The sequence below is a fragment of the Nitrospiraceae bacterium genome, from assembly GCA_035623075.1.
Classification (GTDB): domain Bacteria; phylum Nitrospirota; class Nitrospiria; order Nitrospirales; family Nitrospiraceae; genus DASPUC01.
In genome coordinates this window covers 1-24,972 of sequence record DASPUC010000052.1, presented here as the reverse complement: position 1 = coordinate 24,972, position 24,972 = coordinate 1, and the positions used below count along the sequence as shown (strand labels likewise).

Annotated in this window: 24 protein-coding genes, 1 tRNA gene and 2 riboswitches; of the genes, 2 read left to right on the top strand and 23 right to left on the bottom strand. The window is 54.7% G+C overall.

Annotated features, from left to right (window positions below; all coding sequences use genetic code 11):
- Nucleotides 1–9 precede the first annotated feature (9 nt).
- From VEI50_15385 to VEI50_15300, 18 genes are all read right to left on the bottom strand, one after another.
- The gene (locus VEI50_15385; GenBank protein HXX76512.1) at nt 10–489 is read right to left on the bottom strand and encodes a chemotaxis protein CheW; all 480 of its coding nucleotides are present in this window, start codon (nt 487–489) and stop codon (nt 10–12) included.
- 32 nt (nt 490–521) lie between these two features.
- On the bottom strand, nt 522–1,001 hold the full coding sequence (locus VEI50_15380; GenBank protein HXX76511.1) for a chemotaxis protein CheW: 480 nt from the start codon (nt 999–1,001) through the stop codon (nt 522–524).
- 64 nt (nt 1,002–1,065) lie between these two features.
- Nucleotides 1,066–4,464 (bottom strand): Hpt domain-containing protein, encoded by a 3,399-nt coding sequence (locus VEI50_15375; protein ID HXX76510.1) that lies wholly within the window; start codon nt 4,462–4,464, stop codon nt 1,066–1,068.
- Nucleotides 4,465–4,513: 49 nt separating this feature from the next.
- Nucleotides 4,514–6,412: a methyl-accepting chemotaxis protein gene (locus VEI50_15370; GenBank protein HXX76509.1), complete on the bottom strand. Its 1,899-nt coding sequence runs from the start codon at nt 6,410–6,412 to the stop codon at nt 4,514–4,516.
- Nucleotides 6,413–6,517: 105 nt separating this feature from the next.
- On the bottom strand, nt 6,518–7,012 hold the full coding sequence (locus tag VEI50_15365) for a chemotaxis protein CheW (protein ID HXX76508.1): 495 nt from the start codon (nt 7,010–7,012) through the stop codon (nt 6,518–6,520).
- Between the two features lie 29 nt (nt 7,013–7,041).
- A complete protein-coding gene (locus tag VEI50_15360) occupies nt 7,042–7,404 on the bottom strand; it encodes a response regulator (protein ID HXX76507.1) in 363 nt (120 codons plus the stop codon).
- A gap of 59 nt (nt 7,405–7,463) precedes the next feature.
- On the bottom strand, nt 7,464–8,195 hold the full coding sequence (locus VEI50_15355; GenBank protein HXX76506.1) for a DUF3365 domain-containing protein: 732 nt from the start codon (nt 8,193–8,195) through the stop codon (nt 7,464–7,466).
- 673 nt (nt 8,196–8,868) lie between these two features.
- On the bottom strand, nt 8,869–9,663 hold the full coding sequence (locus VEI50_15350; protein HXX76505.1) for an adenosylcobinamide amidohydrolase: 795 nt from the start codon (nt 9,661–9,663) through the stop codon (nt 8,869–8,871).
- Between the two features lie 45 nt (nt 9,664–9,708).
- The gene (gene cobD, locus VEI50_15345) at nt 9,709–10,815 is read right to left on the bottom strand and encodes a threonine-phosphate decarboxylase CobD (protein HXX76504.1); all 1,107 of its coding nucleotides are present in this window, start codon (nt 10,813–10,815) and stop codon (nt 9,709–9,711) included.
- Nucleotides 10,812–11,768, bottom strand: coding sequence for an adenosylcobinamide-phosphate synthase CbiB (gene cbiB / locus VEI50_15340; GenBank protein HXX76503.1), 957 nt, complete (start codon nt 11,766–11,768; stop codon nt 10,812–10,814). The genes cobD and cbiB overlap by 4 nt, the downstream gene beginning before the upstream one ends.
- Nucleotides 11,765–12,529, bottom strand: a complete 765-nt coding sequence (locus VEI50_15335) for an adenosylcobinamide-GDP ribazoletransferase (GenBank protein ID HXX76502.1) — start codon at nt 12,527–12,529, stop codon at nt 11,765–11,767. Before VEI50_15335 ends, cbiB begins: the two co-directional genes overlap by 4 nt.
- Before the next feature lie 5 nt (nt 12,530–12,534).
- Nucleotides 12,535–13,587 (bottom strand): nicotinate-nucleotide--dimethylbenzimidazole phosphoribosyltransferase, encoded by a 1,053-nt coding sequence (gene cobT, locus VEI50_15330; protein ID HXX76501.1) that lies wholly within the window; start codon nt 13,585–13,587, stop codon nt 12,535–12,537.
- Between the two features lie 15 nt (nt 13,588–13,602).
- A complete protein-coding gene (cobU, locus tag VEI50_15325) occupies nt 13,603–14,163 on the bottom strand; it encodes a bifunctional adenosylcobinamide kinase/adenosylcobinamide-phosphate guanylyltransferase (GenBank protein HXX76500.1) in 561 nt (186 codons plus the stop codon).
- Nucleotides 14,141–14,737, bottom strand: coding sequence for a cob(I)yrinic acid a,c-diamide adenosyltransferase (locus VEI50_15320; protein ID HXX76499.1), 597 nt, complete (start codon nt 14,735–14,737; stop codon nt 14,141–14,143). Before VEI50_15320 ends, cobU begins: the two co-directional genes overlap by 23 nt.
- A gap of 273 nt (nt 14,738–15,010) precedes the next feature.
- Nucleotides 15,011–17,023: a TonB-dependent receptor gene (locus tag VEI50_15315; GenBank protein ID HXX76498.1), complete on the bottom strand. Its 2,013-nt coding sequence runs from the start codon at nt 17,021–17,023 to the stop codon at nt 15,011–15,013.
- A 26-nt stretch (nt 17,024–17,049) separates the two neighbouring features.
- Nucleotides 17,050–17,283: riboswitch (cobalamin riboswitch) on the bottom strand.
- A gap of 76 nt (nt 17,284–17,359) precedes the next feature.
- Nucleotides 17,360–18,238, bottom strand: coding sequence for an ABC transporter ATP-binding protein (locus VEI50_15310; protein HXX76497.1), 879 nt, complete (start codon nt 18,236–18,238; stop codon nt 17,360–17,362).
- A 1-nt stretch (nt 18,239) separates the two neighbouring features.
- Nucleotides 18,240–19,331 carry an iron ABC transporter permease gene (locus VEI50_15305; protein HXX76496.1) on the bottom strand — a complete coding sequence of 364 codons (1,092 nt, stop codon included), beginning with the start codon at nt 19,329–19,331 and terminating at the stop codon, nt 18,240–18,242.
- 67 nt (nt 19,332–19,398) lie between these two features.
- Nucleotides 19,399–20,289: a cobalamin-binding protein gene (locus tag VEI50_15300; protein ID HXX76495.1), complete on the bottom strand. Its 891-nt coding sequence runs from the start codon at nt 20,287–20,289 to the stop codon at nt 19,399–19,401.
- 342 nt (nt 20,290–20,631) lie between these two features.
- A riboswitch (cobalamin riboswitch) is annotated at nt 20,632–20,895 on the bottom strand.
- Between the two features lie 207 nt (nt 20,896–21,102).
- Between VEI50_15300 and VEI50_15295 the strand changes: the two genes are divergently transcribed.
- Entirely contained in the window at nt 21,103–22,536 is a 1,434-nt protein-coding gene (locus VEI50_15295; protein HXX76494.1) for a hypothetical protein, read from the top strand.
- A gap of 99 nt (nt 22,537–22,635) precedes the next feature.
- Entirely contained in the window at nt 22,636–22,827 is a 192-nt protein-coding gene (rpmB, locus tag VEI50_15290; protein ID HXX76493.1) for a 50S ribosomal protein L28, read from the top strand.
- A 20-nt stretch (nt 22,828–22,847) separates the two neighbouring features.
- On the opposite strand, the gene VEI50_15285 is transcribed toward rpmB, so the two are convergent.
- The 5 genes from VEI50_15285 to VEI50_15265 all read right to left on the bottom strand — a co-directional run.
- Entirely contained in the window at nt 22,848–23,162 is a 315-nt protein-coding gene (locus VEI50_15285) for a hypothetical protein (protein HXX76492.1), read from the bottom strand.
- 26 nt (nt 23,163–23,188) lie between these two features.
- The gene (locus tag VEI50_15280; GenBank protein ID HXX76491.1) at nt 23,189–23,479 is read right to left on the bottom strand and encodes a hypothetical protein; all 291 of its coding nucleotides are present in this window, start codon (nt 23,477–23,479) and stop codon (nt 23,189–23,191) included.
- Nucleotides 23,480–23,547: 68 nt separating this feature from the next.
- Nucleotides 23,548–23,622 (bottom strand) — tRNA-Gly (locus VEI50_15275).
- Between the two features lie 94 nt (nt 23,623–23,716).
- Entirely contained in the window at nt 23,717–24,328 is a 612-nt protein-coding gene (locus VEI50_15270) for a PqiC family protein (GenBank protein ID HXX76490.1), read from the bottom strand.
- On the bottom strand, nt 24,325–24,972 hold a 648-nt coding region (locus VEI50_15265), incomplete at its 5' end, for a hypothetical protein (GenBank protein HXX76489.1). The genes VEI50_15265 and VEI50_15270, both read right to left, overlap by 4 nt.

The window sequence follows — 24,972 nt, the reverse complement described above, 5'->3', positions numbered from 1 at the left end:
CTTTCTCCTTTACAACCCGGTCGCGTGTCCATTATGGCTCGCGCTCGATCCCCCGAGCGTCTGCAGTGCGACAACCGGAATCTCCCCGTCGCCGTCGTTAAAACTCCCAATCGTTTCAATATCCGCCCTGGTGCTGAACTGCAGCGCACCAGCATCGATGGTGTGAAGCGATGGCATGTCGCCGTCAATGCAGATTGCCATTAACCCGTCGAGATGCTTCGCGACAAGGCACAACAACGGATCTCCGACCAACGTACGATTCAACCGCGCGGCCAGATCATAGACCGGCATCAACTCCTTCTCGCGTCGGAGCATAGCCTGCACAAATGGCGTCCGACTCGGCACTGCAATACTGTCTGTCCAGTGGGCGATCCCGCCAATATCATCTGTGCGAACAGCTAATCGTTCCCCCCCGATCGAAAAAATGAGAAGATTCCACGATCGTTTGATATCGACGGACTTTTCTTGTTGCTTCGAAGCTCTCAGCATAACGCGGTACTCCCACCGGTTCGCTCTGCATGCTATCGCAACATGCCGCCCGGCGTCATAGACACGACCTCGGCGACTTCTCCGAGGAGCCACGTCGGGTTTACGATAAGCGCGAGCCCTTCCCCATGAAGAATCATTCCTGAAAACCATGTTCGCTCGTCGGCTCGAAAATGGGCTGGCAGGGGAATACATTGGACCGGTTCGACTTCTGTCAGACCAAAGACCTGTTCGACTCTCACTGCTGCGTGTGATCGCCCGTTTGAATACAGAACAACGCGTGTATCGGCCGTATCGAAATCAGCCGAGATCATGAGAAAACCGACGAGGTCGAGATGTTGATAGGTAATCCCGACCGCTTTGATAGAGTCGCCGACTCCTGCCTCAGCAGGCGTCAACACACCTCGCACGCCATCAGCCGGCAACGCCAGGCGAGTTTTTCCGAGCCGGACGACTAAGAAACTGATTCCCTGCTCGTGGGTCGACTCAGTCCTGTGGTGGCCTCGCAGGCTCATCGAACATATACCTCGTCTACGCCCCGCATACGATCACATCAACCAAGACACCTGCGTCGGCCGGCTACACGCTGCGGACAGCGGATTCTCGGCCAATCCAACGCTCGATTTCCTGAATGAGTGCCCGCTCTTCAACAGGTTTGGCAATATAAGAGCTGGCACCGATGCTGATGGCCATTTGCCGGTGTTTATCCCCAGCTCGAGTTGTCATGACAATAATGGGCGTCTTTTGAGTCTGAGGACGACTCCGCAAAGCCTGGATGACTTCATAACCGTTCAGCTTGGGCATCTCCAAATCGGTGAGAATCAATCGATACGAGTGCGTCGATGCCTTGCGCAGCCCTTCTTCCCCGTCAACCGCTGTATCGACTCGATATCCGGCTGATTCCAGCATCCGACCGACAAATTTTCTAATGCTCAATGAATCATCGATCAGGAGAATCGGCTGATCCCCGCTCTGTTCAGACTGTGCGCCATCTTGAGGAACTGACGAATCCGGAATGAGCGCCGTCTCGGATGATTCAGGCAAGCCCTCTACCGGCTGGGCTTCGCGTATGACGACACGCGCGGGATCCAACACAAGAATCACACGGCCTTCCGGGTCGATGGTTGCACCGCTGAAATAGGACCGCTTTAATGTTTTCAATGATCCGATCGGCTTGATGACAATTTCCTGTCGCCCGAGCAATTCGTCCACAGCCAGTCCAAATGGACCGATCCCCGTTCGCACGATCACGATCGGCTTCCCATTCTCAATAATCCCGCCGCTTCCATGCAGCAACTCCTGCAGAGGATGCACCTCAATGGCTTCATCGCCGAGATGCAGGACTGTTCGGTCCACCATCCGTTGCAATGATCCGGTCGTCGCCATGGTGACCTCGCGAACGCTCGGGAGCGGAATCGCATATCGGTCACCGCCCTCGCGGACCATCAGCGCGGTAGCGATCAAGAGGGTGAGTGGAAGATGCAGCGTGAATTTCGTCCCGACGCCGCGAATCGATTCAACGTCGATATGCCCATTCATGCTTTCAATGACACGTTTCACCACGTCCATGCCGACGCCTCGTCCAGCCTGATCGCCGATTTGGTCGGCCGTCGAGAAGCCCGGCATGAAGATAAACTTAATGACCTCCGCTTCAGGCAAAGTCTTGGCGACATCGGCACGGACGAGTCCTCGTTCGATTGCTTTGGCACGAATCTTTCCGATATCAAGACCGGCACCATCATCTTCTACTTCAATGAGCACGGAGCTTCCGCGATGAGCGGCGTGCAAATAGATTGTCCCAGCCGCTGGTTTTCCTTTTGCTATTCGAACCGCCGCTGGTTCGATCCCATGAGAGACGGCATTCCGGACTAAATGAATCAAAGGATCGACCAACCGTTCAACGACGCCGGTATCGACTTCGGTGTGCTCACCGGAGGTCACCAAGGAGACTTCCTTGCCGGTTGCCCTGGCCATTTCTCTGGTCGCACGACGAAATCGTGTAAAGGGGGTTCCAACCGGCACCATGCGGGCACGAGCAATTTCATCCCGCATACTCAGCGTGAGTTGCTGCAATTGGCTCATATCTTCGTGAGAGCGCCGGATCGACCCGCTCAACTGAGTCATCGATTCGGTGATGTCTGCCGTCACTTCGCTGATACGACGGGCCAGGATATTAAAGTCATCGTATTTGTCGAGCTCGAGAGTGCCGAAATCGCTCAGACCGGTGAAGGCCGCCGTTGTCGGAGCATTGTTGGGTCCGGAGGGAGCCGCTTGGAAGGTAAAAGTGTGTTTGTCCTCAAAAGAACGAACCGAATCCACCAGTCGATTTTTACAACCCAACACTTGCTGCGACAGTTGTTCCAGGACATAGAGCCGCTGTTCGAGCCGGCCTCGACCGATGACCAGCTCACCAACCAGGTTGAGTAATCGCTCCAACCGGTCACGGCTGACGCGAATTACCTCACGCTCTTCTCCAGTTTTCGCATCAGCTGCTCTGGCCTCATTCGTTTTGGACGCATCGGCATCTTGTTGGTTGGTGTTCTCCGCATCGGCAGAGGCCATGCCCGACTGTGACACCGGCGCCATGGGCGCAATTTCCATTGCCGTGGGATTCTCGAGACGCTTCAATTCAGCCATGGAGGCGCTGAAACGTTGTCGAACGGTACCGAGCAGCATGGGATCGCGCCGCAACAGCAATCGAACCACGTCGACCGCTCGTAGCAGCACATCAGCATGACCAGGAAGAATTTTCACTCGCCCATCGCGCACCGATCCCATAAAGTCTTCGACATAGTGCGTTAGATCGCCAATTGATTGGAAACCGACTGTATAGGCAGACCCCTTGAGGGTGTGCGCGGTTCGGAACAGCTGGTTAACCAGTTCAGGGTTCTGAGGCTCTTTCTCAAGGCGGAGCAGCTGCGCCTCTAAAGATTCCAGATATTCTTGAGCCTCCGGTGAAAAGTAGGACAGCACTTCGGGATCCAGGTGAGGCAGCAAATAGGCGTCGGTCAGCCGTACGATATCCGCGTCGCTTTGCTCAGCACTCTGCTCAGGCACGGAAGCAGGATCCATCACGGCCGTCGCCACTTGAGTTACTGGTGCCATCTCCAAGGCGACCGAGTGGGTCGCGTCGACAGGCTTGCCATCACGCAGCCGTTCCAAGGTCTGGGTGACATGCGGCACATCTTGCTCAAGCTGCGCGACTCTCGCCGGATCTCGCTTCATCAGGAGGCGGATAACCGCCACCGCTTGATGAATCGCGCCTACGAGATCCGACGTTACGGCAAGACGTCCTTCACGTACGGCGACCATGCAGTCTTCGATCGGATGAGCAATATCGCCGATCGCGTGGAACCCGATGGTTTTTGCTGAGCCTTTGAGCGTATGAGCGGTTCGGACGAGGGTCTGAATATTGTCAGGGTCGTTGGCATTCTCCTGGAGTCTTTGAAGGAACGATTCCATGGCGTGTAGATATTCGTCGGCCTCTGGAGAGAAATATGAAAGGACGTCCGGGTCGATGGTAGGAACCAGGTAATCTTGTGACAATCGCCCAAACGACGGTGCCGACGACGCTACCTCGGAGGATTGTGGGAGGAATCCGTCAGTCTCGGTTCGCCAATGTTCGCAGGCAGCTGTGTCTTCGTTTCCCCCATTCCTAATCGCCGTTAACTGAGCTTGAAACGTTTCCACCATCCCTCGCAAAGCTCCCACGACTTTCGGCCATATCCCTTCATCAATGGAGGATGCCTGTTCGAGGGTGCTCTCAAGGAGGGCGCCCAATACGGCAAGTCCGTTGAATCCATATAAAGCGGACGCCCCACGAATTTTGTGGGCCCACATGTACTGTTCTTGAAGTTGCTGGGGTTGTGGGATCGATCCGTCGCTTGGATTCAGCGCGGACGTGAGGGCTGCCATCGCTTCCGAGGCTTCGGTGACAAAGATGTCGATGAGGGCCTGTCGGTCCAGCTCAGAGCTCATGCCGTCCTTTCATACCCGGAATGCCGTATCGGCGTCCCGGCTCACCGACCTAGGCCAGTTTGAACTGCGACACCGATGACGTTAGACCTTCCGCAAGCTTGGCCATGTCTTCGACGGTCACTCGGGCAGCATCCGTTGCTTTCTGTGTGGCAACTGCGCCGCCGGTGAAATCCTTAATCGAGCGGCCCACTTGGTCTGTCGATGCCGTCTGGTTCGCAGCGGAACTCGCAATGATTTGGGCCAGCTCGGAAGATCGCTGTGCGATTGTTGAAATTTCGTTAAACACGTCGCCCGTACGGAGTGCCGAGGCCGACCCAGCTTCCACGGCCTGTGTTTCATGTTCCATCGCTACGACCGCATCCTGGGTCTCGGTTTGGATGACTTTCACAAGATCGGCGATTTCACGTGTCGCCTGCGTTGAGCTTTCAGCCAGTTTTCTGACCTGATCGGCGACGACCGCGAATCGTGCCCCGGCTTCACCTGCGCCGGCCGCCTCAATGGCGGCGTTCAGCGCGAGCAGGTTCGTTTGATTGGCGATGTCACGAATCGTCGACACGATTTGCGAAATTTCCAACGACCGATCGCCGAGTGCCTTGACCTGTTTAGACATCCGTTGCACCGCGGCCCGGATGCTCTGCATGTCTTGCACAGTTTCTTGCACGGCCACGCGACCGCGCTCGGTGGCTTGCAACACTTGCTTGGCTGATTCTGAGGATGCGCCGGCTGTTTCCGCGACCTGACGCATCGACGTCGCGAGTTGCTCGACCGCGCCCAGCGTCTTGACCGATTCATCGGCCTGATGTTTTGCTGTACCAGCCATCTGACCCGCGCTTTCTCTCAATGTCCCGGCTGATTTATTGACCCTTTCCGCAGCCTCTCGAACTTGTTTTAGCAGTTGGCCGAACCGCTGAATCATGAGGTTGAATCCGTCTGCCAAGTTCCCGAACATATCAGCCGTCACCTCGCCGCGCTTCGTCAAGTCGCCCTTACCGACATCCGACACCAAAACCAAGAAATTCATGAGACGCTTTTGCATCAGGTCGCGCTCTTCTTCCGATGTCACAAGCGCGGTAATACGATCCAACATGGCATTGAACGAAGTAGCCATCTGACCGAGTTCGTCTTTTGTAGAAACCTTGGCACGGGCCTGATAGTTGCCCGCAGCGGCCTGCGATGCAACTTGAGCAATGTGTGTCAGGCCTTTTGAAAAGAAGCCTGCCATCCAATAACCGATGCCGAGTCCGAGTACAACGGCGATGAACCCGCCACCAATAAGAATGAGCGTTCCATTCTCAGAAACCTTTTGTGCATCGTCGTTCAGATCTTTGGCGACATCCTGCATATCCAAGATCTGTTGACTATGATACTTAACGGTCTTGTCGAATGTCGGTTGCAAATTCACTGTTAACGCCAAGACACCGAGACCTCGCATGTTTTCAGCCTGTTCCGCGGTCAGTGATTTGTCGAAGCTGTCGGCCATGGCGCTCAAGGCGCCATCAGCCTCCTGAAAGTACTGTTGCAGGGCCGACTTGAGAAGCGCATAGTCCTTTGCTTCGTCGCGACCCGAACGAGAGACTCGAAACTCAGTGGCTTCGTAGTCGGCAAGAACCTTTTTCGCTTTCGTCCGATACTGCGGTAATCTAGCAACCTCGGCGGCGAAGTCCGCTTGCCGCGTGATGGTGGCCATGCTGGTTAAAACTTGGTGATGGGTCGTCAGTGCGGTCCCCATATCAGCGAATTCTGCCAGCATGACCGTATAGTCCGTGTAGACCGTTTGTGACTGAGAGCTCAACTGACGAAGCGTCAACACACCGACGCTCGACATGACGAGGATGATGAGACTGACAACACCGAAGCTTGAAATCAGCTTCGTCCTGGTATTGAGATTATAAAATCTCCCCTTGAAGTGTGATCCCTTGGACTCGATCCTAGAATCTGCCTTAGCCATTGCACTCCTCCTTCTCCCGAGGTATGTCTCGCTGTCGCAGCGAGCAACCGGATCCTTCTCGATTAACTATGCTATCGACATGTTCAACAATCGGTGCTACCGTCTTTACCCCAACCCCACTGTGGTCAATAAGCGTGGGACTTCCATCACCCCACCCATTCGCTCTTCGACACGCAACAGAGCGGAGACCAATGGTTGCGCGTTCGCAGATCCTTGCGCCGGTGCAGCAAGAAATTCATCCTGTCGGACTGTCCTGATCTCAGGTACTGTGTCCACGAGAATACCGATCTGTTGATTCCCATGTCGCACGACCACGGCGTACTTGAGCGACGAATCCGTTGCCGACAGTCCCAACGAGGGACGTAGATCGGCCAACGGAATGACCGTTCCTCGAAGATTGGCGACACCAACGAGTGATGGTGGGGCTCCGGGAACCGGCGTGATCGAGTCGACTTCAAAAACCTCACTCACGTGGCCGAGGTCCATCGCGAACAATTCACCACCCAGGCTGATGAGGCACATACGGGAGGCGTTCCTTCCCGTCGGTTGGTGGTCCGTCTCTAACAACCGCTGCGCTGTGAGTTCCTGTTGATGGTCCATTGCTCTCCGATGACGAAAGCAGAGTTGAGTCAGCCTAAGGCGCGCTTGACTGCGGCAAGCAAATCTTCTGCCTTAAAGGGTTTTGTCACATAACCGTTCGCCCCTTGCTGTTGTCCCCAGAACTTATCGCTTTCGTTGCCCTTGGACGTACATAGCACGATCGGTACGTTTTTTGTTCGATCGTCATTCTTAAGATCACGACAGGCCTGAAAACCATTGCGTCCCGGCATCACAACATCCATGACGATCAGGTCAGGCTTTTCAGCAACGACCTTATCCTCGAGTTTCTCCGTATTGGGAAAGGAAACGACTGTGTGGCTCGCTCCTTTCAGATAGCCCTCGATCATCTGCAATTCTGCATATGAATCGTCGACGACTAGAATCTTGCTCATGTCCGGTGTCCTCCTGATGATTATTGATGTTGTAAGGAAACTATGTAGTGTTCTGTTATTTATTTGATCGGAAGCGTCAGACTGATCGCTCCCGCCAGATCCCCTTCCTTCCACCCTTCCTTCTTCATACCTGTGATGTCGCGCTCCCCTTTGGGCGATCCGTGACACGATAGGCAGGTGGCTCCTGCATATTCCGGATCCATCACGCGCAAAACAGGTTTCCCGGCCAGCATTGTGGTCTTCACATATTGTTGGCCTTTCGGATGACGAGGGTCAGCAAACATCCGGAGGACTTCCTGTTCAAAGTCATCCGGCTTGTTGCCCGGGTTCCGATAGTCCAACCCGGTAAGTCTCAGTTTCACACCGGTTTTCTGATAAAACTTCTCCCCGGTTTTTCTGCCAAAGACCGCCGGAAGGAATCCCTTGAATGCGATGCCCTGCTTGTTGATTACCATTTGCGCTTCTGCAACAACTTCTTTTCCCGAATCGAGAAGAGCCTTCAGCAGCGGGCCTTGCGGGAGATTATTCGCTTTAGCCAGATCAATTTTGGTTTTAGCTTTGAATTTCTCCATGGCTTGTTGCGCAAAGAAATCGTCGGTGAACCCTTTATTGCCTTTGGAAGGATCGTTGATCAGTCCTTGATTCTCAGATACGACTGCGCGTCCCGATTTCAACAATGTAATCAACAGTTCGGCGGTTTCTGCCTCATCTCCAGCTGTCGCCGACGACGCCCACACAAACGAAAGCCCTACCATTCCTATGCCTATCAGCCCCACCACGAGTTTTCGCATAACCCTTCCTCCTTCGTCGGATCAACAGCCGCGATGCAACTCACGACATTGTTGCGTAAACCTGAGTGTAGCGTTTCATTCTCTATTGGCAAGTGAATCAACAGAATCTGCAGTCCTCTCCTTCTCGAACCCTTCCCACCTCGCGACCCTCGCAGCGCACGGACGATCTCCGCAGCGGCGCACATCGCGCCCTATGTTCCGCGCACAAGTCCAGCAACTTACGTGCCGACTCTACGTACTGCCCACAAGAAGGTTTTAGCATTCGCCCGGTAGCCATACACAAATGCTGTCAAATCAACAACAACTGTCGGAAACGCTGCTAACTGTCATAACTCTGACCATCACCTTCCCATTTGTGCACAGATGTGCGATTCAGCCGAATTTTGGACTTCATGCCGTTGGCGACAACAGAAGCCTATTTCCACAGGAAACCCAGCACACACACGAGTTGCACGAGTTTTCGTGATTGATTCGAGGTAGGACATGGGGATCTTATAGGGTGAGAGAAAGTGACGCGGAAGATCTTTCAGAGACGGCGCTATATTCAGGTGGGTGTGAATGCGGCCAACATAGGGGTCGAGCCCGTCATACCTTTGACCGGCATCATGCCTACTTTTACCTTGTAGAAATCAACAACGGCCCAAACCCATGAGCCATAGCACTCCTGTCGATGTTAGAGCCAGTCTTGGAAATCGATATTGTCGTTGGTTTGTGAGCGCGTGTCGCCCGATTTCTCTGTTGAAGCGGACCGTGCGTGTCTAGCAGCTCGTGCAAACCAGTGGTCTGCACGAGCTAAACCTTGCGTCACGCACGCGGCCACAACCCGACCAATCATAGCGCCGATACTGGTATGTGTTCCGCTGTAGGACACTCGGGCTCCCTTTCCTCGAAGCTCACAGGCAACGACTACCGCGTCTGTCCCAGTTCCCGTTGCCCCGGGCACACCTGTCCAACTCGGAATGGCATGGTCGCGTAAAATTCCGGCCTTGCTTTCCGTCGCCACCTGCACCGCTCCAACCATGGCCGCGGTGGAAAGGGCAGCGTTCGTTACGAGAATGAGATTAATCGTCCCGAGATCAGTCCCCCTCTTTGGATCAGATTCAACGACTGGCCACTCTCCGGCGCGAACCGCATTCGTAATTCCGACCGTTGCGAAACACTCGACCCAGACCCCGTGAGATTCCTCATGATGAACCACGAGTTGGTTCATGGGTACGGCGGTCATGAGAGCAACACAATTATCGTCGACCCCCACGATAGTCGCCTGTCGGCGAAGATACCGCGCAGGATCACCACATTCGGGGTGCCGTCCTTTCGCGGCTGTGGCTCTCCCAGAGTCCGAACCAGCACGTGCCTTAACCTGATGATTCAAAATGTAGCGGGCAGATCGAAGTCCTCCGCCTTTCGGAGCAGATGAGAGTACTTTTACGGAACGGTGAAGATCAATGACGAGTGTGTTCTTCGTCACTCGGAAGTTCGTACGTAGTTTCAGTGAATTCTCCGTTCTCATCTCTTACTGATGCATAAGCACTCGTGAGAGTGCCTTCACCAAGCGATCGTTCTGCTGCATTGATGTCACGGCTACTCGGATGGAACGAGGATGGAGACCCGATATGCGAGAACAATCACGAATCAAGAGACCATCTTTTCGGAGCATAGCGGCGACTTTCTTTGCATGACATCCGACGGGTAGTTCCATAAAAATGAAATTTGCGACCGAAGGGTACACCACGCACCCTGGCAATTCTGCGAGTAACCTCGTGAATCGCGACCGTTCCTTTGTCACAAACGACAGGGTATTTCGAGCATGGCCGTCGTCCTGTAATGCCGCCACAGCCGCAATTTGCGCGACCGCATTGACGGACCATGGTGGGAGTTGCTGGCGTAGTTGACGAGAGACATGATCGTGTGTTACCGCGTACCCCACTCGCAGCCCAGGCAGTCCATAGAACTTCGTCAAACTCCGTAAGACGATCACGCGTCTCGACGCAGCCGCACGTAAGAGGATCGATCCACTCTCATAAAACTCGGCAAAGGTTTCGTCCACGATCATCCATAGTCGATGCCGCTCGGCGGCACTAACCACTCGCATAACAGCATCGGCTTCACAGCCTTGCCCGGTCGGACTGTTGGGATTGCAGAGGATGACCCCATCGATTCTTTCACGTCTTGGGCTATTGCTACCAACGCCCTTCAGCAGCCGTAGCGCCTCAGCCAAAGGCGGAGAATAGTTCTGTTGCCGTTCGGCTAGGATCATCGTAACTCGTCCACCACAGCGTGTCATGGCGTTGGCATACTCGGAAAAGGTCGGACCAATGACGAGGAGATGATGAAGATCGAGCGCCTGCGGGAGCGCATAGATCAACTCGCTCGAGCCATTGCCGACAACGATGTGATCCGGAGGTCGTCGCCATCGAGACGCAAGAACATTGCGAAGTGCCCAACATGTGGGATCAGGATAGTGTTGAAGCAGGTGCGGAGACTTGGTGATTGCGCGCCATGCAGCGGGCGATGGCCCGAGCGGATTGATGCTGGCGCTAAAATCGATCAGACGGTTAAGACCACGATGCAGCTCACGCGATGCCGCATACACATCTCCCCCATGACCGTTCGCCTTCATGCGACCCACAAAGACATGACGGCCAGGAATAACCCGAGTCCACTTGTCGCCACCATGATACGGACGGCAAGATCGATATCGTGCGGCATCGCCACTCTGAATCCTTCACCTATCGTCGGATGCTCAAGAGGAAGACCGTCGTAGAAATTGATCCCACCCAGTTGCAGGCCCAGCGCGCCTGCCATCGCCGCTTCAGGCCTTCCGCTGTTCGGACTCGCATGCTTATGACCATCACGACACAAAATCCGCCAACTCGTCTTGGTCCGAGTCCACCGCCCTGTCACCAGCCCTGCGGCAAGTACGATCAGACCGGCAGTCACACGTGCAGGAATCCAGTTCGCGAGGTCGTCAAGTCTGGCCGAAGCCCAACCAAAATCTACATACTGTGCGTCGCGATGCCCAACCATAGAGTCGAGTGTATTGATAGCCTTATATGCCAAAGCAAGCGGTGCTCCTCCAACCGTCAGGTAGATAAGCGGAGCAATGACTCCGTCGGAGGTGCTCTCCGCAATCGTTTCGACCGTCGCACGGACAACCTCAGACTCCGACAACTGTTCGGTGTCCCTTCCCACAATCATAGACACAGCATCGCGCGCCCCCGCCAGGTTCTTGCCAAGTAGTGCCTGATTGACAGTGCGCACATGCTCCAACAGATCTCGCCCCGCTAACGTCGTGAACGCCAACCCAACCGTGACGAGATTCCCAAGCCATGTGGAAAGGGCCCCAGCCTGTTCGATCACAACTGCTCCGAGGGCGTAAACCAAAATCGGTAGACCGACGGCGAGGCTGATGCCGGCCAAACGGAGAGTGCAAGTGCCATGGCACAAGGACCTGACGTATTTATCGCACCACGAGATCACACGGCCCATGCCGCGGACTGGGTGGGGAAGCCAGCGAGGATCGCCCAATCCAATGTCTAAACCGGCAGCTAACAGAAGATCGCTTCCTGTCATGGCAGCAACACAAGTAACGGAAGAGCCAGAAGAAAGAGGATTTCCATCAGTTCATTCGTCGCACCAAGTGTGTCTCCGGTAATCCCACCAAACCAAACACGGCATCCAGCCCGCGCCACGAGTACCACACCAAGTCCGATCATGAACATCATCAATGTACTCTTCAGACCAAATCCAAGACCAAGGGCTAGGGCAAGGATACAAGTCGACACTCCTATGTGTGGCCAGGACAGGTGCGTGAGAAAAGGCGCAGCGAGCCCCCCCTCTGTTCTCGCGTAAGGAGACGACCAAGCCGTTACGACCATCGCCCAACGCCCAACAGCCGGCATGCAGAGAAGGGCGGGGAACCTGAATTCATCCGGCAGCGCGATGAGTCCGGCATATCGAAGAATTAATGACGCGAAGAGGCCGGTGGCACCGATGGCCCCAATCCGTGGATCACGCATGATCGATAACCGCTCGGCCTGTGTTCGGCCACCAGCCAATCCATTTAATGTATCTGCCAAACCATCTTGGTGGAGCCCGCGTGTCAACAGAACCAGCAGCACAATCAAGAGGGCATTGACTACCTCGGACGCTAGCAGCGACGCCATCACAAAATCGGCTGTGACCAACACGCCGCCGATCAGGAGACCGACGGTAGAGTACCAGGCCATCGACATTGCGAGTTCCTGCGTCGTCGGTTCATGAAGTGCACGACTCAAGGGGATGGCAGTAAGAAAATGCCATGCAAAGACAAACGGTCTGGCAATCGTGATCATGACGCTCAACCTTTTTCTGAGACACCTGCCTCGCCGAAAGTGGCCATTTCCATATAGATCTTGATGGCGGCACTCACAAGGCTCATCCCGAGACAGGCTCCGGTTCCCTCACCAAGGCGAAGGCCAAGATCCAGCAGAGGCTTTAAGTGCAGATGATCCAAGATTGCCTGATGGCCACGCTCCACGGACCGATGCGACGCGATCAGGTAATCTCGGCACAGTGGCTGCAATCCCACCGCAATCAACGCCGCGGCGCCAGCGATAAAGCCATCCAACACGATTGGAATCCGTGCCGCCGCCGCCCCGAGGATCAATCCGGCGAGACCGCCGATTTCCAGGCCACCGACTTTCCTCAACACATCCAGTGCATCAGCCCGATCCGGACGGTGAAGATCTAGCGCTCGCTGAATTACAGAAACCTTTCGAGCATGCCCGGCATCGTCGATACCGGTTCCCCGCCCCGTCACTGCATCCACCGGTAACCCTGTCATCGCAGAAGTAATCGCGGCACTGGGGGTCGTGTTGCCGATTCCCATGTCGCCTGTCCCAATCAGTCCAATCCCTTCCTGCGAAGCGATCGTCGCCATTTCCATGCCCACCGTTACGGCCTGTTCCGCCTGTTCACGACTCATTGCCGGTTCCAGCAGAAGATTCTTGGTTCCCCACATGATTTTCTTCTGTATAAGTTCGGGGACCTGTCCAAACTCATACGCCACACCGATGTCCACCACTCGTACAGCGATGCCTGCGTGGCGCGCCAACACATTGACACCAGCCCCACCGCGGAGAAAGTTTAACACCATCTGTGCCGTTACCTCTCGTGGGTAGGCACTGACTCCTTCAATCGTCACCCCATGATCGGCCGCAAATGTCACCGCCATTCCCCGTGGCACAGAAGGCTTCAACTCCCCGCTGATCCTGACATACTGAGCCGCCAATTCTTCCAGTCGTCCCAAGCTACCCAGCGGCTTCGTTAAACGATCCAGGCGCGACTGCGCCTGTTCTAGCAAGCGGCGATTGGGTGGTTGAATCCGACCGAGGGTTTCACACAACGACATTGCACACCTTGCCTTTCATTTCAATTGAAGCGGTATCCCACTGACAACCAGATGCACTTCATCTGCTTCTGTCGCGATCTGTTGATTCACACGCCCAGCGAGATCACGAAAGGCACGCATTGATCGCTCAACCGGCACAAGCCCCAGGCCCAGTTCGTTGCTGACGATAACAACTCTGGCCGAAATGGTCCTGATTGCTCGCAGCAATTCCGTGACTCGTTTTGTAATGGCTACATGATTGTCCTTTCGCCCATGGAGATTGCTCAACCAGAGCGTGACGCAATCCACGACAATGGTCCGATAGGTGTTTCCTTGTCGCTTGAACCACCCTGCGAGTTCGACCGGCACCTCAGCAGTAGTCCAGTCCGGCGAACGTGTCGCTCGATGATGCGCGATCCGCGCTGCCATTTCCCCATCCAGTTCCTGCCCCGTCGCAACAAACGCCCTCGGTCTCTTTCGCCCAGCCAATCGAATCGCAGCCTCGCTCTTGCCCGATGACGATCCGCCGAGCACGAAGACAAGCCTTCCTGCAAACCTCCGACGGTTGATCCTGTTAGGCGCCCGTGTAATGGACATCCCGCTCCCACAAGAACTCGGGCTCCTGCTGAGTCTTGGCGACCCACCGCGCCAACACGAAAAGGCAATCGCTAAGTCGGTTCACGAACTTGACAATCGTCGCATCCACGGACTCTTCACGCGAAAGTCGCACGCACAGTCGCTCTGCTCTTCGGCAAACCGTCCGTGCGTAGTGAAGAAAGCCGGACACTTTTCCTCCGCCTGGCAGGATAAACTCCTTCAGGGGTTCCAAATCTTCCTGGCACCGATCAATCAGCTTTTCTAATCGTGTGACGTCTTTTGCAGTCACCTGCGGCATATTTTTAAAAATCTGTCCTGGCGTAGTCGCAAGAATGCTCCCAACGTCAAAGAGCTTGTTTTGGACCCATCGCAACTCTTCTTCAAGCTGCCGAGCCTGCACGCATCTCGTCATCATTTCGGCATTGATCACCCGCACCAGGCCAATTGAAGCATTGACTTCATCGATCGTGCCGTAGGCTTCGACGCGTAAACTGTCCTTCCATACCTGTTGGCCTCCGGCGAGACGGGTTTTCCCGCCATCTCCCGTTCTGGTATAGACCTTTGTAATCCGCATCCCTACACCCTCCTCAAGGAATCGACGATGACTCGAACGATCCTGCCTCTCCTCGAAGCACCAGGCCCAAACAGTCAGGACAAAGACAGTCTCCGAATCGAGCCGAAATCCAATCCATCTGCTGTTCCGTGATGCCGATTGTCCCGCACCAACACTCATATTGCCCGCACTCAAATGCTCGTCGGCACCGTTCACAGATCTTTTGAATAGGGCCTTTCACAACGTTTCCTTCGATCTCGTTTCTTCCTGAATCAAAGGGTTTTGTGTTCGTTTCTAAATCGGCATATCAAAATTCATTCTCATGCCCCCGAAAACTGATCGGATCGGAGTGCCATAGAATAGAACCTCCTCATATTTCTCATTAAAGAGATTGTCGATGCGGGTGTAGACTTGAATGCGTTTGTTCACATCATAGGTGGCAGACACATTCCAGACTAAAAAGGACGGGAGCGATTGAATATTCCCTTGAGTGTTATATCGTTGGCCAACGAACCGGCCCTCCAGATTGACTCGCAAGGGCTCGATCGGTTGATAACTAAGGATGGTTGACCATTTATTCAGTGGCCACTGCGCAAGGCGAGTATCTTGGCCCCCTGTCAGATTATTGGTGCTTGTATAGGTGTATTGTAACTGCAGGTCTAAACTCTTGATCCATGGTTGATCACGATACAGTTTTACCTTGGCACTGGCTTCGACCCCCCGCGCTCTGGCAAGACCCGCATTCTGAGCACAGAAACCGAACGAACCGGGAGCGTTACACGTAACTGGATTAAACACTGTTGTAATTAGATCACGATACCTCGTCCAGAAATAGCCCAGGCTCAACGTGCCTCGATCATTGGGCAAGCTTTGATCGACGGCGACATCCAGCCCTTGACTCTTCTCCGGTTGCAGATTGGGATTTCCAAAACCCGGGAAATATAAGTCATTAAACGTCGGCGCTCGAAACCCTGTCGCGTAGCTTCCGCGTAGTTTCGTACCGGTCTCCTGATGCAGATAGCCGCCCGTTACGCGATAGGTCGTAGCACTCCCGAACACATTGTACTCATCCTGCCGAATGCCCGCCGTTCCAAACACCCGATCCCACAAATTCAGCTGAGCATCGGCAAACCCTGCGTTGCTGCTGATGATCTTGTTGGGAATGCTTTGCGTGGAATCGAGCAGATTTGTATTTGTACCCATTTGTTCACGAAATTGATATCCGGCCGTCAGCAATAGAGGTTTCGCGACTTGAACATTGTGCTGCCATTCAATGCGGTTACTGGTCGTGCTCAAAATGCTGTTAAACATATTGAAGGCGGCGACCGGTTCTATGATGCCGGTTACCAAATCGAACTCGGTCGGACCTGAATGAGACGATAACGTATCGGTTGCCCGCGCCATGGTCAGTTTTTGTGACCACCAGTTCGTGATCGGCTGTGTGTAATTACCGGCGTAAACGTACTGTCGATCTTTGCTTCCGGCGCCGAAGACATCGGCGGGATTGCCGGCGTTCGAAAATCCATCAAAACTCACCGTTCCATCAAGCCAGCGGAAACTAAATTCCAATCGCCCGTCTTTCGGGAGATCAACCCCGAGCCTGACCGAACCTTGCCAGTTGTGATATCCATCCCCTTCGAACGCCCCCCGCCGATAATTAATCGCCGAGAAACCAGCCGTGTCCCACTTCGAGATCGACCCAGCGAAGTCGACGAGCCCCTTCTTTCCGCTCATGTTGGCCCCTTCACGGATGGTATTAAATGAGCCGTATTCTGTGAAGGCACCGACGCTCGGTGTACCAGCGCCACGCTTCGTCGTGATGTTGATCACACCGCCCATCGCATCCGCGCCCCACAGCATGCTTTGGTTCCCACGTAGAATTTCTATCTTGTCGATATTGTCGGTCGTCAAATTCGCAAAATCGTACCCGCCGAGCGCACCATTGTTCACAATCGCGCCATCGATCAACACAAGGGTTTGGGTCGACGTGCCTCCGCGCATTTGCACACTGGTAACTGTGCCAGGTCCCCCACTTTGAAAAACGGCCATTCCCTGCGCCCAGCGTAGAGCCTCGGCGACGGTCTTAATCTTTCGTTGTTGCATTTGCTCGCCGGTAATCACCTCTACTGCACTCGTGACTTGCTTGACGGGAATCTCAGTTTTGGTTGCGCTTACAACGACTTCCGGCGTCTCGATAACCTCATCCGTGTCGGCGAGAGCCACCTCTTGGGCGAAAACCGTACCGGCAGGAAGGAGCAAACCCAGGACCGACAGGCACCAAACCCCCCACGCGAGTGGAAACGGCATGACTACCTCCCTTGTGCTCGAAGGGTTGAGTCGAACGAACAGCCGGCTGGGTCTCCTGACTTGCGGATTTTTGTTCCCCTGCGCCTTCCCATCTCAGAAGCTATCAGCACTCAGCTTTCAGCAATCAGCCCCTGGCTCATTGCTGACGGCTAACAGCATCTCCTGACAGTGGCATGAAGCAGAGTCACTCCCCGCTTACAGTGGCGGCACCGTGATGGATTTGCACCATCTTCCCCGTCACCAGCGTCGTTTCTCCAAAACGCCCTTTCTTCTATGAAAATGACACAGTCCCTTTGTCGGAAGGACACCCGGGCCAGGGACGTGACCCATGCTACACTATCTTGTTGGATTGACGCCCATGGGCATGGTGACGCGGGGCCTCCCTGTCTGCGGGTGGGCATCAACGACCACGTCACACCCATACACAAATCGAAGGACGTCAGGCTTAATGGTTTCGCCTGGCGTCCCAATCCGGCATAGTTTTCCCTCTTTCAACATCAGCACACGATCACAATATTGACTCGCGATGTTTAGGTCGTGCGAGACCAACACGACGGTTAATTGGCGTTCGGCCCTGAGTCGAGCGATCAACGAACAGATTTCTATCTGATGGCTGATATCGAGAAAGGCGGTTGGTTCGTCCAAGAGAAGAATCTGAGGTTCCTGAGCCAAAGCTCTGGCAATGACCACCCGTTGCCGCTCTCCTCCTGACAGATCCGACACAAGTCGATCGGCCAAAGACAACACGTCAGTTTCAATCATGGCCTGGTGAGCGCAGACGAGGTCCTTGTCAGTATCATTTCCAAGCCCGATGCTCCAGAAATGTTGTGTCCGGTGAGGGAATCGTCCCATCAACACCGTCTCAGCCACGGTGAACGGAAACACCTGTACGTATTCTTGGGGAACCACAGCCATAACCCGTGCGATGTCGTGTTGGGAAAGCTGTCTGGTTGGTTGCCCTCCTAGGAGGACTATTCCGTTGCGCGGACGAAGCAGTCCAGCCAGGACTTTCAAAAGCGATGACTTCCCCGACCCGTTGGGCCCGACGATTCCAAGAATCTCTCCTGCCGCAACCTGAAACGACACCTGCTCAAGGGTCCAGGTCCTCCCTTGCTCCGATGTTGTAGAATATCGAAAGAAGAGATTGACGACTCGCAGAGCGGGATTTCCCTCAGCCAGCACCGAATGACCTAGTTCAACGGCTGTCTTCCCCATCTCAATTCATCCGATCTTTTCGGCATAACAGCAGATACAAAAAGAACGGTCCCCCGGCCAATGCCGTAACAATTCCAACGGGAATTTCCGATGGGGCCAATAGCGTTCGGGCGATCGTATCCGATACGACAAGGAACATCCCGCCGATAAGCGCAGACCCAGGAAGCAACAGACGATGGTCTGATCCGATGAGCATGCGAACGACGTGAGGGATCACCATGCCGACGAACCCGATCATTCCACTGACCGAGACGACCGCCCCGGTTAAGAGCGCCGTCAGCAGAAAGAGTTGCTTCTTGACCCATTCGGTTTCAATTCCCAACGATCGTGCAATCTCTTCACCGAGCGTCAGCACGTTCAGCGTCTGCGCCTTGTGCATCAGGATGGCCAACACCCCCACTGTATAGAGTACGAACACCCCAAGAGCGGGATAACTGGGAGCTGTCAACGAACCCATCAGCCACGCCATAAGTCCAGCGGAACGATTGGGATCCATAATCGAAGTAATGAACATGATCAACGCCGTCAGAATGGCATTGAGAATCACCCCAGCCAGTAACAAACTATGGACAGGAAGTCGGCCCTGTGATTGAGCGAGGCGATAGATCAGAACTAACGAGAGCAGCCCCCCTAAAAATCCAAACAGTGGTAAAGCAGGCACGAGACTGAACGCCGTTCCAATTCCCAGCAGCATTGCCGCCGACGCCCCCAATGCGGCCCCGCTTGACACACCCAAGACATACGGATCGGCGAGTGGATTTCTTAACAGCGCCTGTAACGTGACCCCAATTCCCGCAAGGCTCCCCCCAACAAGAAAACCCATTAGGACTCGTGGCAAACGAATCTGGACCATGATGATGCCGGGCGTTCCAAGCCCGTCCGCATCAATGTGCTCCCCGTGGAATACGGTAAGGATGGCCTCCATCACTGCCCTCATCTCGACCCGGGTTGCACCGAATTGGAGGCACATCACAAGAACGGCGACACTTGCCACGATCAGCCCGCCTATGACGAGCAGCCACCGATGGAGAGTCACAATGGCTCCGGCCTTTGTCCACTGTGAGACGGCATGTGCTGTTGCTGGTGGCAGCATAGGGGAATCAATCATTGCGGATTCGACTTGTCTCGACGGTGGTAGTACGGGTGTCACAGCATCCACGCTACTGATTCGCACGATGCGAAGAGGTTTTGGGGTGAAGAATATCGGCCAACAGCTCGAGCGCACGCACTACTCGCGGGCCTGGTCGATTCAGCAAATCAGCAGAAATCTGATGGAGCCGCCCTTGCTTCACTGCCGTTATGGTTGTCCATTGGCGCCACGCTTGCTGTTCGCTGTCCGAGATGCCTTCACTCTCTCCAACCGGGAACACCAGGACTTCCGGATTATCGTGAAGCACGGCTTCCATGCTCAGCCGAGGATAGGGTGTTCCGCTCTTTGCCGCCACATTAACACCGCCGGCCAAGACGATCAGTTGATCGATGTAGCTGCCGGGACCAACGGTGATCAGCGGCTCACTGTTCAGCACATAGAGAACACGGACTGGAGGGAATTCCTCCGTGCGCTGCTTGATTTGCGTAACTTGTTGCCGAAGCTCCATGGCTAGGGCATTCGCCACTGTGGCTCGATCCAACATGCGTCCCAGCGTTTGGATGTGGATGAAGATGTCTTCGACGTTCTTTTCATTGAGCGCAAAAACAGGAATGTTTAGCTGATCCAGTTTCAAGACCACATCCGGTTTGAGAAAGTCGGTTGGGCCCACGACGAGATCCGGATGAAGCGCCACCAACGATTCCAGATTCGGATTGGCATATCCGATCTTCTGTTTGTTCAATGCCTCGGGAGGATAGTTGCAAAACTGCGTGACACCGACGACCTGATCGCCAGCACCAATTGCAAAAAGCACCTCGGTCACGCTAGGCGCCAGTGAGATAATTCGGGTGGGAGGCTTTGCGAGATAAATCTTGCGACCGGCATCGTCGACAAAGGACCGGGAGGAGACGTGCGCCATGAACGGCATTCCCGTCAAAATCCCTTGCTGCCGTCGTTTCATTGGTGATCTGTCAGCCTCTGAAAGTGCTACATGAACGTTGGACAAAATCAACACGAAACACAATCCGATAACCAAACGCAGGCCGTCAGCGCGCTCACAACGGTTGTCGTCTTCACCCACCCGACCCCGGCTCGTCAAGACTCGCCTTCTCCCGAGCAAGGCCACAGGGAGCGAAACGCCGAGACGTACTTTCCTTTGTACGTGGCAGGCGTTGAGCGACACGAGAACGCAGCTGGAAAGCGTTTGCAACGCCCTCAAAATAAAAAATCCCCAAGGCCTAGGAAAGACCCTGAGGATTGCACCCGCTTCTTCATCCTCACCCGCTCCCCAGCCCACGAGGGAACGATAGTCATCTGCTTGGGCAGGTCTTCTGGCTTATGGTTCACCCTACTCCCCGTGCCTTCCCATCTCAGAAGCTCTCCGCACTCAGTTTTTCAGCGATCAGCTTTCAGCTCATTGCTAACTGCTGATAGCTAGGAGCTTCCTCAGACAGTGGCTCTCACGGGTTTCGTCCCCATTCACAGCGGCGGGACCGCGAGGGAATCGCACCCTCTTCCCTTTACCCAAGAGTCACAATGTGCCGGCACTCTAGGAGACAGCGCCGAAATTTGTCAAGTTCATTATTGTCCGCCTCCTTGGTGCTTGCACAACTCGTGAATCCAACAACCGTGTGAGACAGTCAAAATCGGCCAGATAACGATAACTTGCCGCGATTACACCCGGCATAAGCCTTGCTGAAATTAAAGAAGACTGCTGTTCAACAAGACAGACCGGTTTACCACTCAAGCGGGACAACTAGGAGTTGGTACGTAGATGCCGATAAAATATCTTCTCATAGGACTTGGGGTTTGCTGGATATTCCTTCAGCTCTCTGGGCTGATTTGGTCCTCAAAAGGACAACCGCCGAGTGAGACGCTTGCACGACTTTTGGAACCTCCCCCCCATTACATTTCCGATCCCCGCCAAAACGGATATTATTACCTCCTCGGCTTAACCGTCGCTCCTTCGCTCGATCCGGCGTGGGTAGGCTATGACATATGGCACGAGACCGATGCAAAACCTCTCACGGCGACGTTTGATTACGATCAACCCGGCCGGTCAGACGCCCGCTTGACCGGCGTGTCGAGTTTTCTCTCGCCTATCTGGGATTCAGACGATCTCTTCGCAGAATTACGACGACGCGACTCGGCATTGCGGGCATCGGTGAATCAATACAACCTGTTCCTTACACGCTACGACCATTGGTTAGGAATGAAATTCGACGACCGAGGATTCGCCCACCGGGCGATCCCACGGTGTGAAGATATTCTGTTGGTACATCGTCTCTATCTCGCGGACGGTTTTTCCCAACGGGTGACCTCTGGCATGGACCGGCTCCAGAGGGATATCAGTGCCTGGAGAATCATTCTTCGTGACGCAAGAACACTGCCGATGAAGGTGTTCGCTCAAGTCATGATTGCCGATGACCTGAAGCTCATGTCAAAAGTGTTTGCCCGTCCAGCCATCGACAAAGCCCTTCTCCCCATCGGAGCAAGCATTGCGACTCCTCTAACTCCGGGCGAGTATTCGCTTCGATGGCCGATCAAGCATCAGCTCAGTCTCGGAGTCCAGAGAGATCGTCTCAACGGACTGGCAGTCGTTGGGGGCGAAGGAACTGACGAAGCGACTGAGCAATGGTTGGTTGACGCGGCCGCACTTCCGCCGCAGAGTTTTCGTCGAGTGGAGCACCCTGCCGCGAGTTCTTTTCTTGGTTTTCCCCTCCAGACACAGCGTATGTGGGATACCTATGCGAGTTATGATGATGCCATCATTACGGCTTCCGAATCTGGTCGCGGCTCCCTGCCGACCTTTCGTGAGGTCTCCCGGTCTTCACGCCGAGGGTTTCTCGACAATGCCTTCAGCTCAGGGACATTTGAACCGGAATGGGACCCGTTCCATCAGCAATTAATTGAAACCGACACAAGACTGAGACTGGCATTCTTGCAGATCGTTCTTCGACGTCCTAGCGCCAACACAACAGTTCCAAATCGACTGGCTGAAGTAGGGGCGAATTACTTCGATCCCTTTACCGGTTTGCCCATGTTGTGGAGCCCAACTCAAAAGAAAATCTACAGCGTGGGAAAGGATCGGTTCGACGACGGAGGGGATTCCACCTTTGACATCAGTCTTCCCGCCATGGTGACCATCACGTCGACAGACACCAAAGACTCATCCCGCTCGACAATTGCCGGCCGAACGCGATCATAGCCTTTTCACATCCAACGGCAGAGGCTTGTCACACCCTTCTGTCATGTGATAGCATCCGGAACACAAAGTCTTCGATTAGCTAGATGAAGGAGTAAGACCGTGGCATTTTCATGTGATCTATGTGGGAAGCGGCACCAGAGCGGCCATAACGTCAGCCACGCCAATAACAAGACGAAGCGGGTTTTTAATCCGAATCTTCAAACCGTGCGGGCGTTGGTGGAAGGCACGCCGAAGCGCATTCGAGTCTGTACACGCTGCCTCCGGAGTGGAAAAGTCAAGAAGTCTGTCTAGCGCTCATCCCTTTTCGGCGCCTATGGCGCGCCCCAGAGAAGCCGCCCGCTCCGCTCGGTAAGTTTGATAACCGTCCGTTCGTCCGGAGTAAGGGAGAGTTTTCGGTTACCGTCGCGACTCGTTAATATCAACCCCACTTCTCCGTTCTGATCGAGGCCTAAGCCAGCCCGTGCTTTCCCTGAGGGATCGACCAGGAGGAACTCCTCAGCATTGACGCTATTAGCCTTTTCCGCACCGGCAGGTGAAGGGGCGGTCCAGCGACCACCCAATACCCCACCGATGAAACTCCCGATTAACGTTACGAGAAGTACCACGCCAAATTGATTTCGACTCACGGTTCATCCTTTCCAGCATCACACAGCTAACGCTGATGTGATTGCTTGACCTCGATTTCTCTCAACGCCTGTGTATAGGGTCCGCACAATTCCTTTGCCTTTGGAGGATCGTCTTGATACTTCTCCAGACATAATCGGTAGGCCCGGAGAAGTTCCGCTTTCTCATCTTGGATATCCGCGGTCGACTTGAGGACTCGGTATTCTTCGTAATAGTGACAACCGCTCAGCATAAGGAACATCAAGACAAGTGAGAGATTGAAGAGAGTACGTTGGCTCTGAATGCGATGCGGAGTACGCAGATTCGGATGAACGATCACCGGAGATCTTTATCCCCTCGGGGGCCCGTCCCTTCGGAACCCCTGTCGCGGGTTCGCCAGATTGGATTTGGAGCGGGCGATGGGATTTGAACCCACGACAACTAGCTTGGGAAGCTAGGACTCTACCACTGAGCTACGCCCGCACCGGACTGAATCGTACGCTGGGCCTAAGCCCAAGTCAAGGAAGGCTCTCCTGCATGTGCGCCTTTGCGAAGTACTGGCACACTGAGCGGCGATTTAACGCGGCGATCCGGCACTGAGTGAACGAATGCCGTCGGCGATTTCTCGACTGATCGTCGCCAGTGCGCGGCTATGTGCGGCGACCAGAGCATCGTAATTTCCACCGCCGATGGATTCCCTGGCGGTCGAGCGCCCCGTTCGTGCAACTCCGTCAGACTGACGTTTGATCGTCCAGAGCGCATCGATCATAGCCGACTCACTCATCGTGGAGTCGAACCGTTGGACATCCACAAGGATTCGAATATCTGCATTGTCACCGGCGCTCTGCGGATATGCCGAAACTTGTCTGATATTCAGGTAGCCGGCCAGATTGTCCGCAATTATTCGAGGAATTTCGCTTTTGAGCGGGCCGGCCCAACGATGCAACTCAACAAAGGTGACCTCGTTCGGACCGACTCGAAGGACCAACTGCGGGCGATCCACCACTTCTGGCAAGGTAATGGGTCCAACGGCGACGCTGTACGTAGCTGCTCCATTAGTGGGAGCTGCGCTGTTCATGACGGCTGCGGCGCTAAGTGTATAGTAGCTTTCCCTGGGTGAGCTGCCGCATCCTGCCAGGGCAGAGATAACAAGCAGCATCAATGCTGATTGGACGGGTTTTCGGCTCACCGTTTGGTCTCCTTCTTTCCTTGAATCAGGGACTCTGGCTGACGCTCGAGCAGTTCCGTCAACGTTCGGAGGGACTGTGAGGCTCTGGTGAGCTCACGCAGTGACACTCTGAGGTCCTGCTGTAGCGGCGCGTCAGTAGCCAGGGTCCGCTCCGCGGTATTCAACATGCGACGCGCATCTTCCAACGTGGCTTTGGCCGTTGGAGAGATATCTCTGTCCAACCGTTTCACGGCTTGCTCCGCACTGAGCAGCGTACGGTTCAGCGATTGAAGCGTCGTCCGTAGATCCTCGCCGATGCGATCGAGCGGCATGCTTTCGATTTTCTTCGAAATATTCATGACGGTGGCTTGCAATTCCATCAAGGCACCTGGTTCGGTCGGAAACACCGGCGGTTTTTTCGTCCAATCGATTTTTGCTGGTGCGACGTGTGGGAAAAAGGCGAGTGCAACATACATCTGGCCGGTCAGGAGACTCCCCGTCCTGATCTGGGCGCGCAGCCCGCTTGCGGTCAATCGATCGAGCCGGTCCTTCTGTTCGGCTGGTGTCGGATCTGCCACCCCTTGCCGCATCATCGCTCGCATGCGACCAGGATAGAGAGCGACATCAACCGGGAATAAGAATTGCGCGCTTTGCTCGTCGAACTC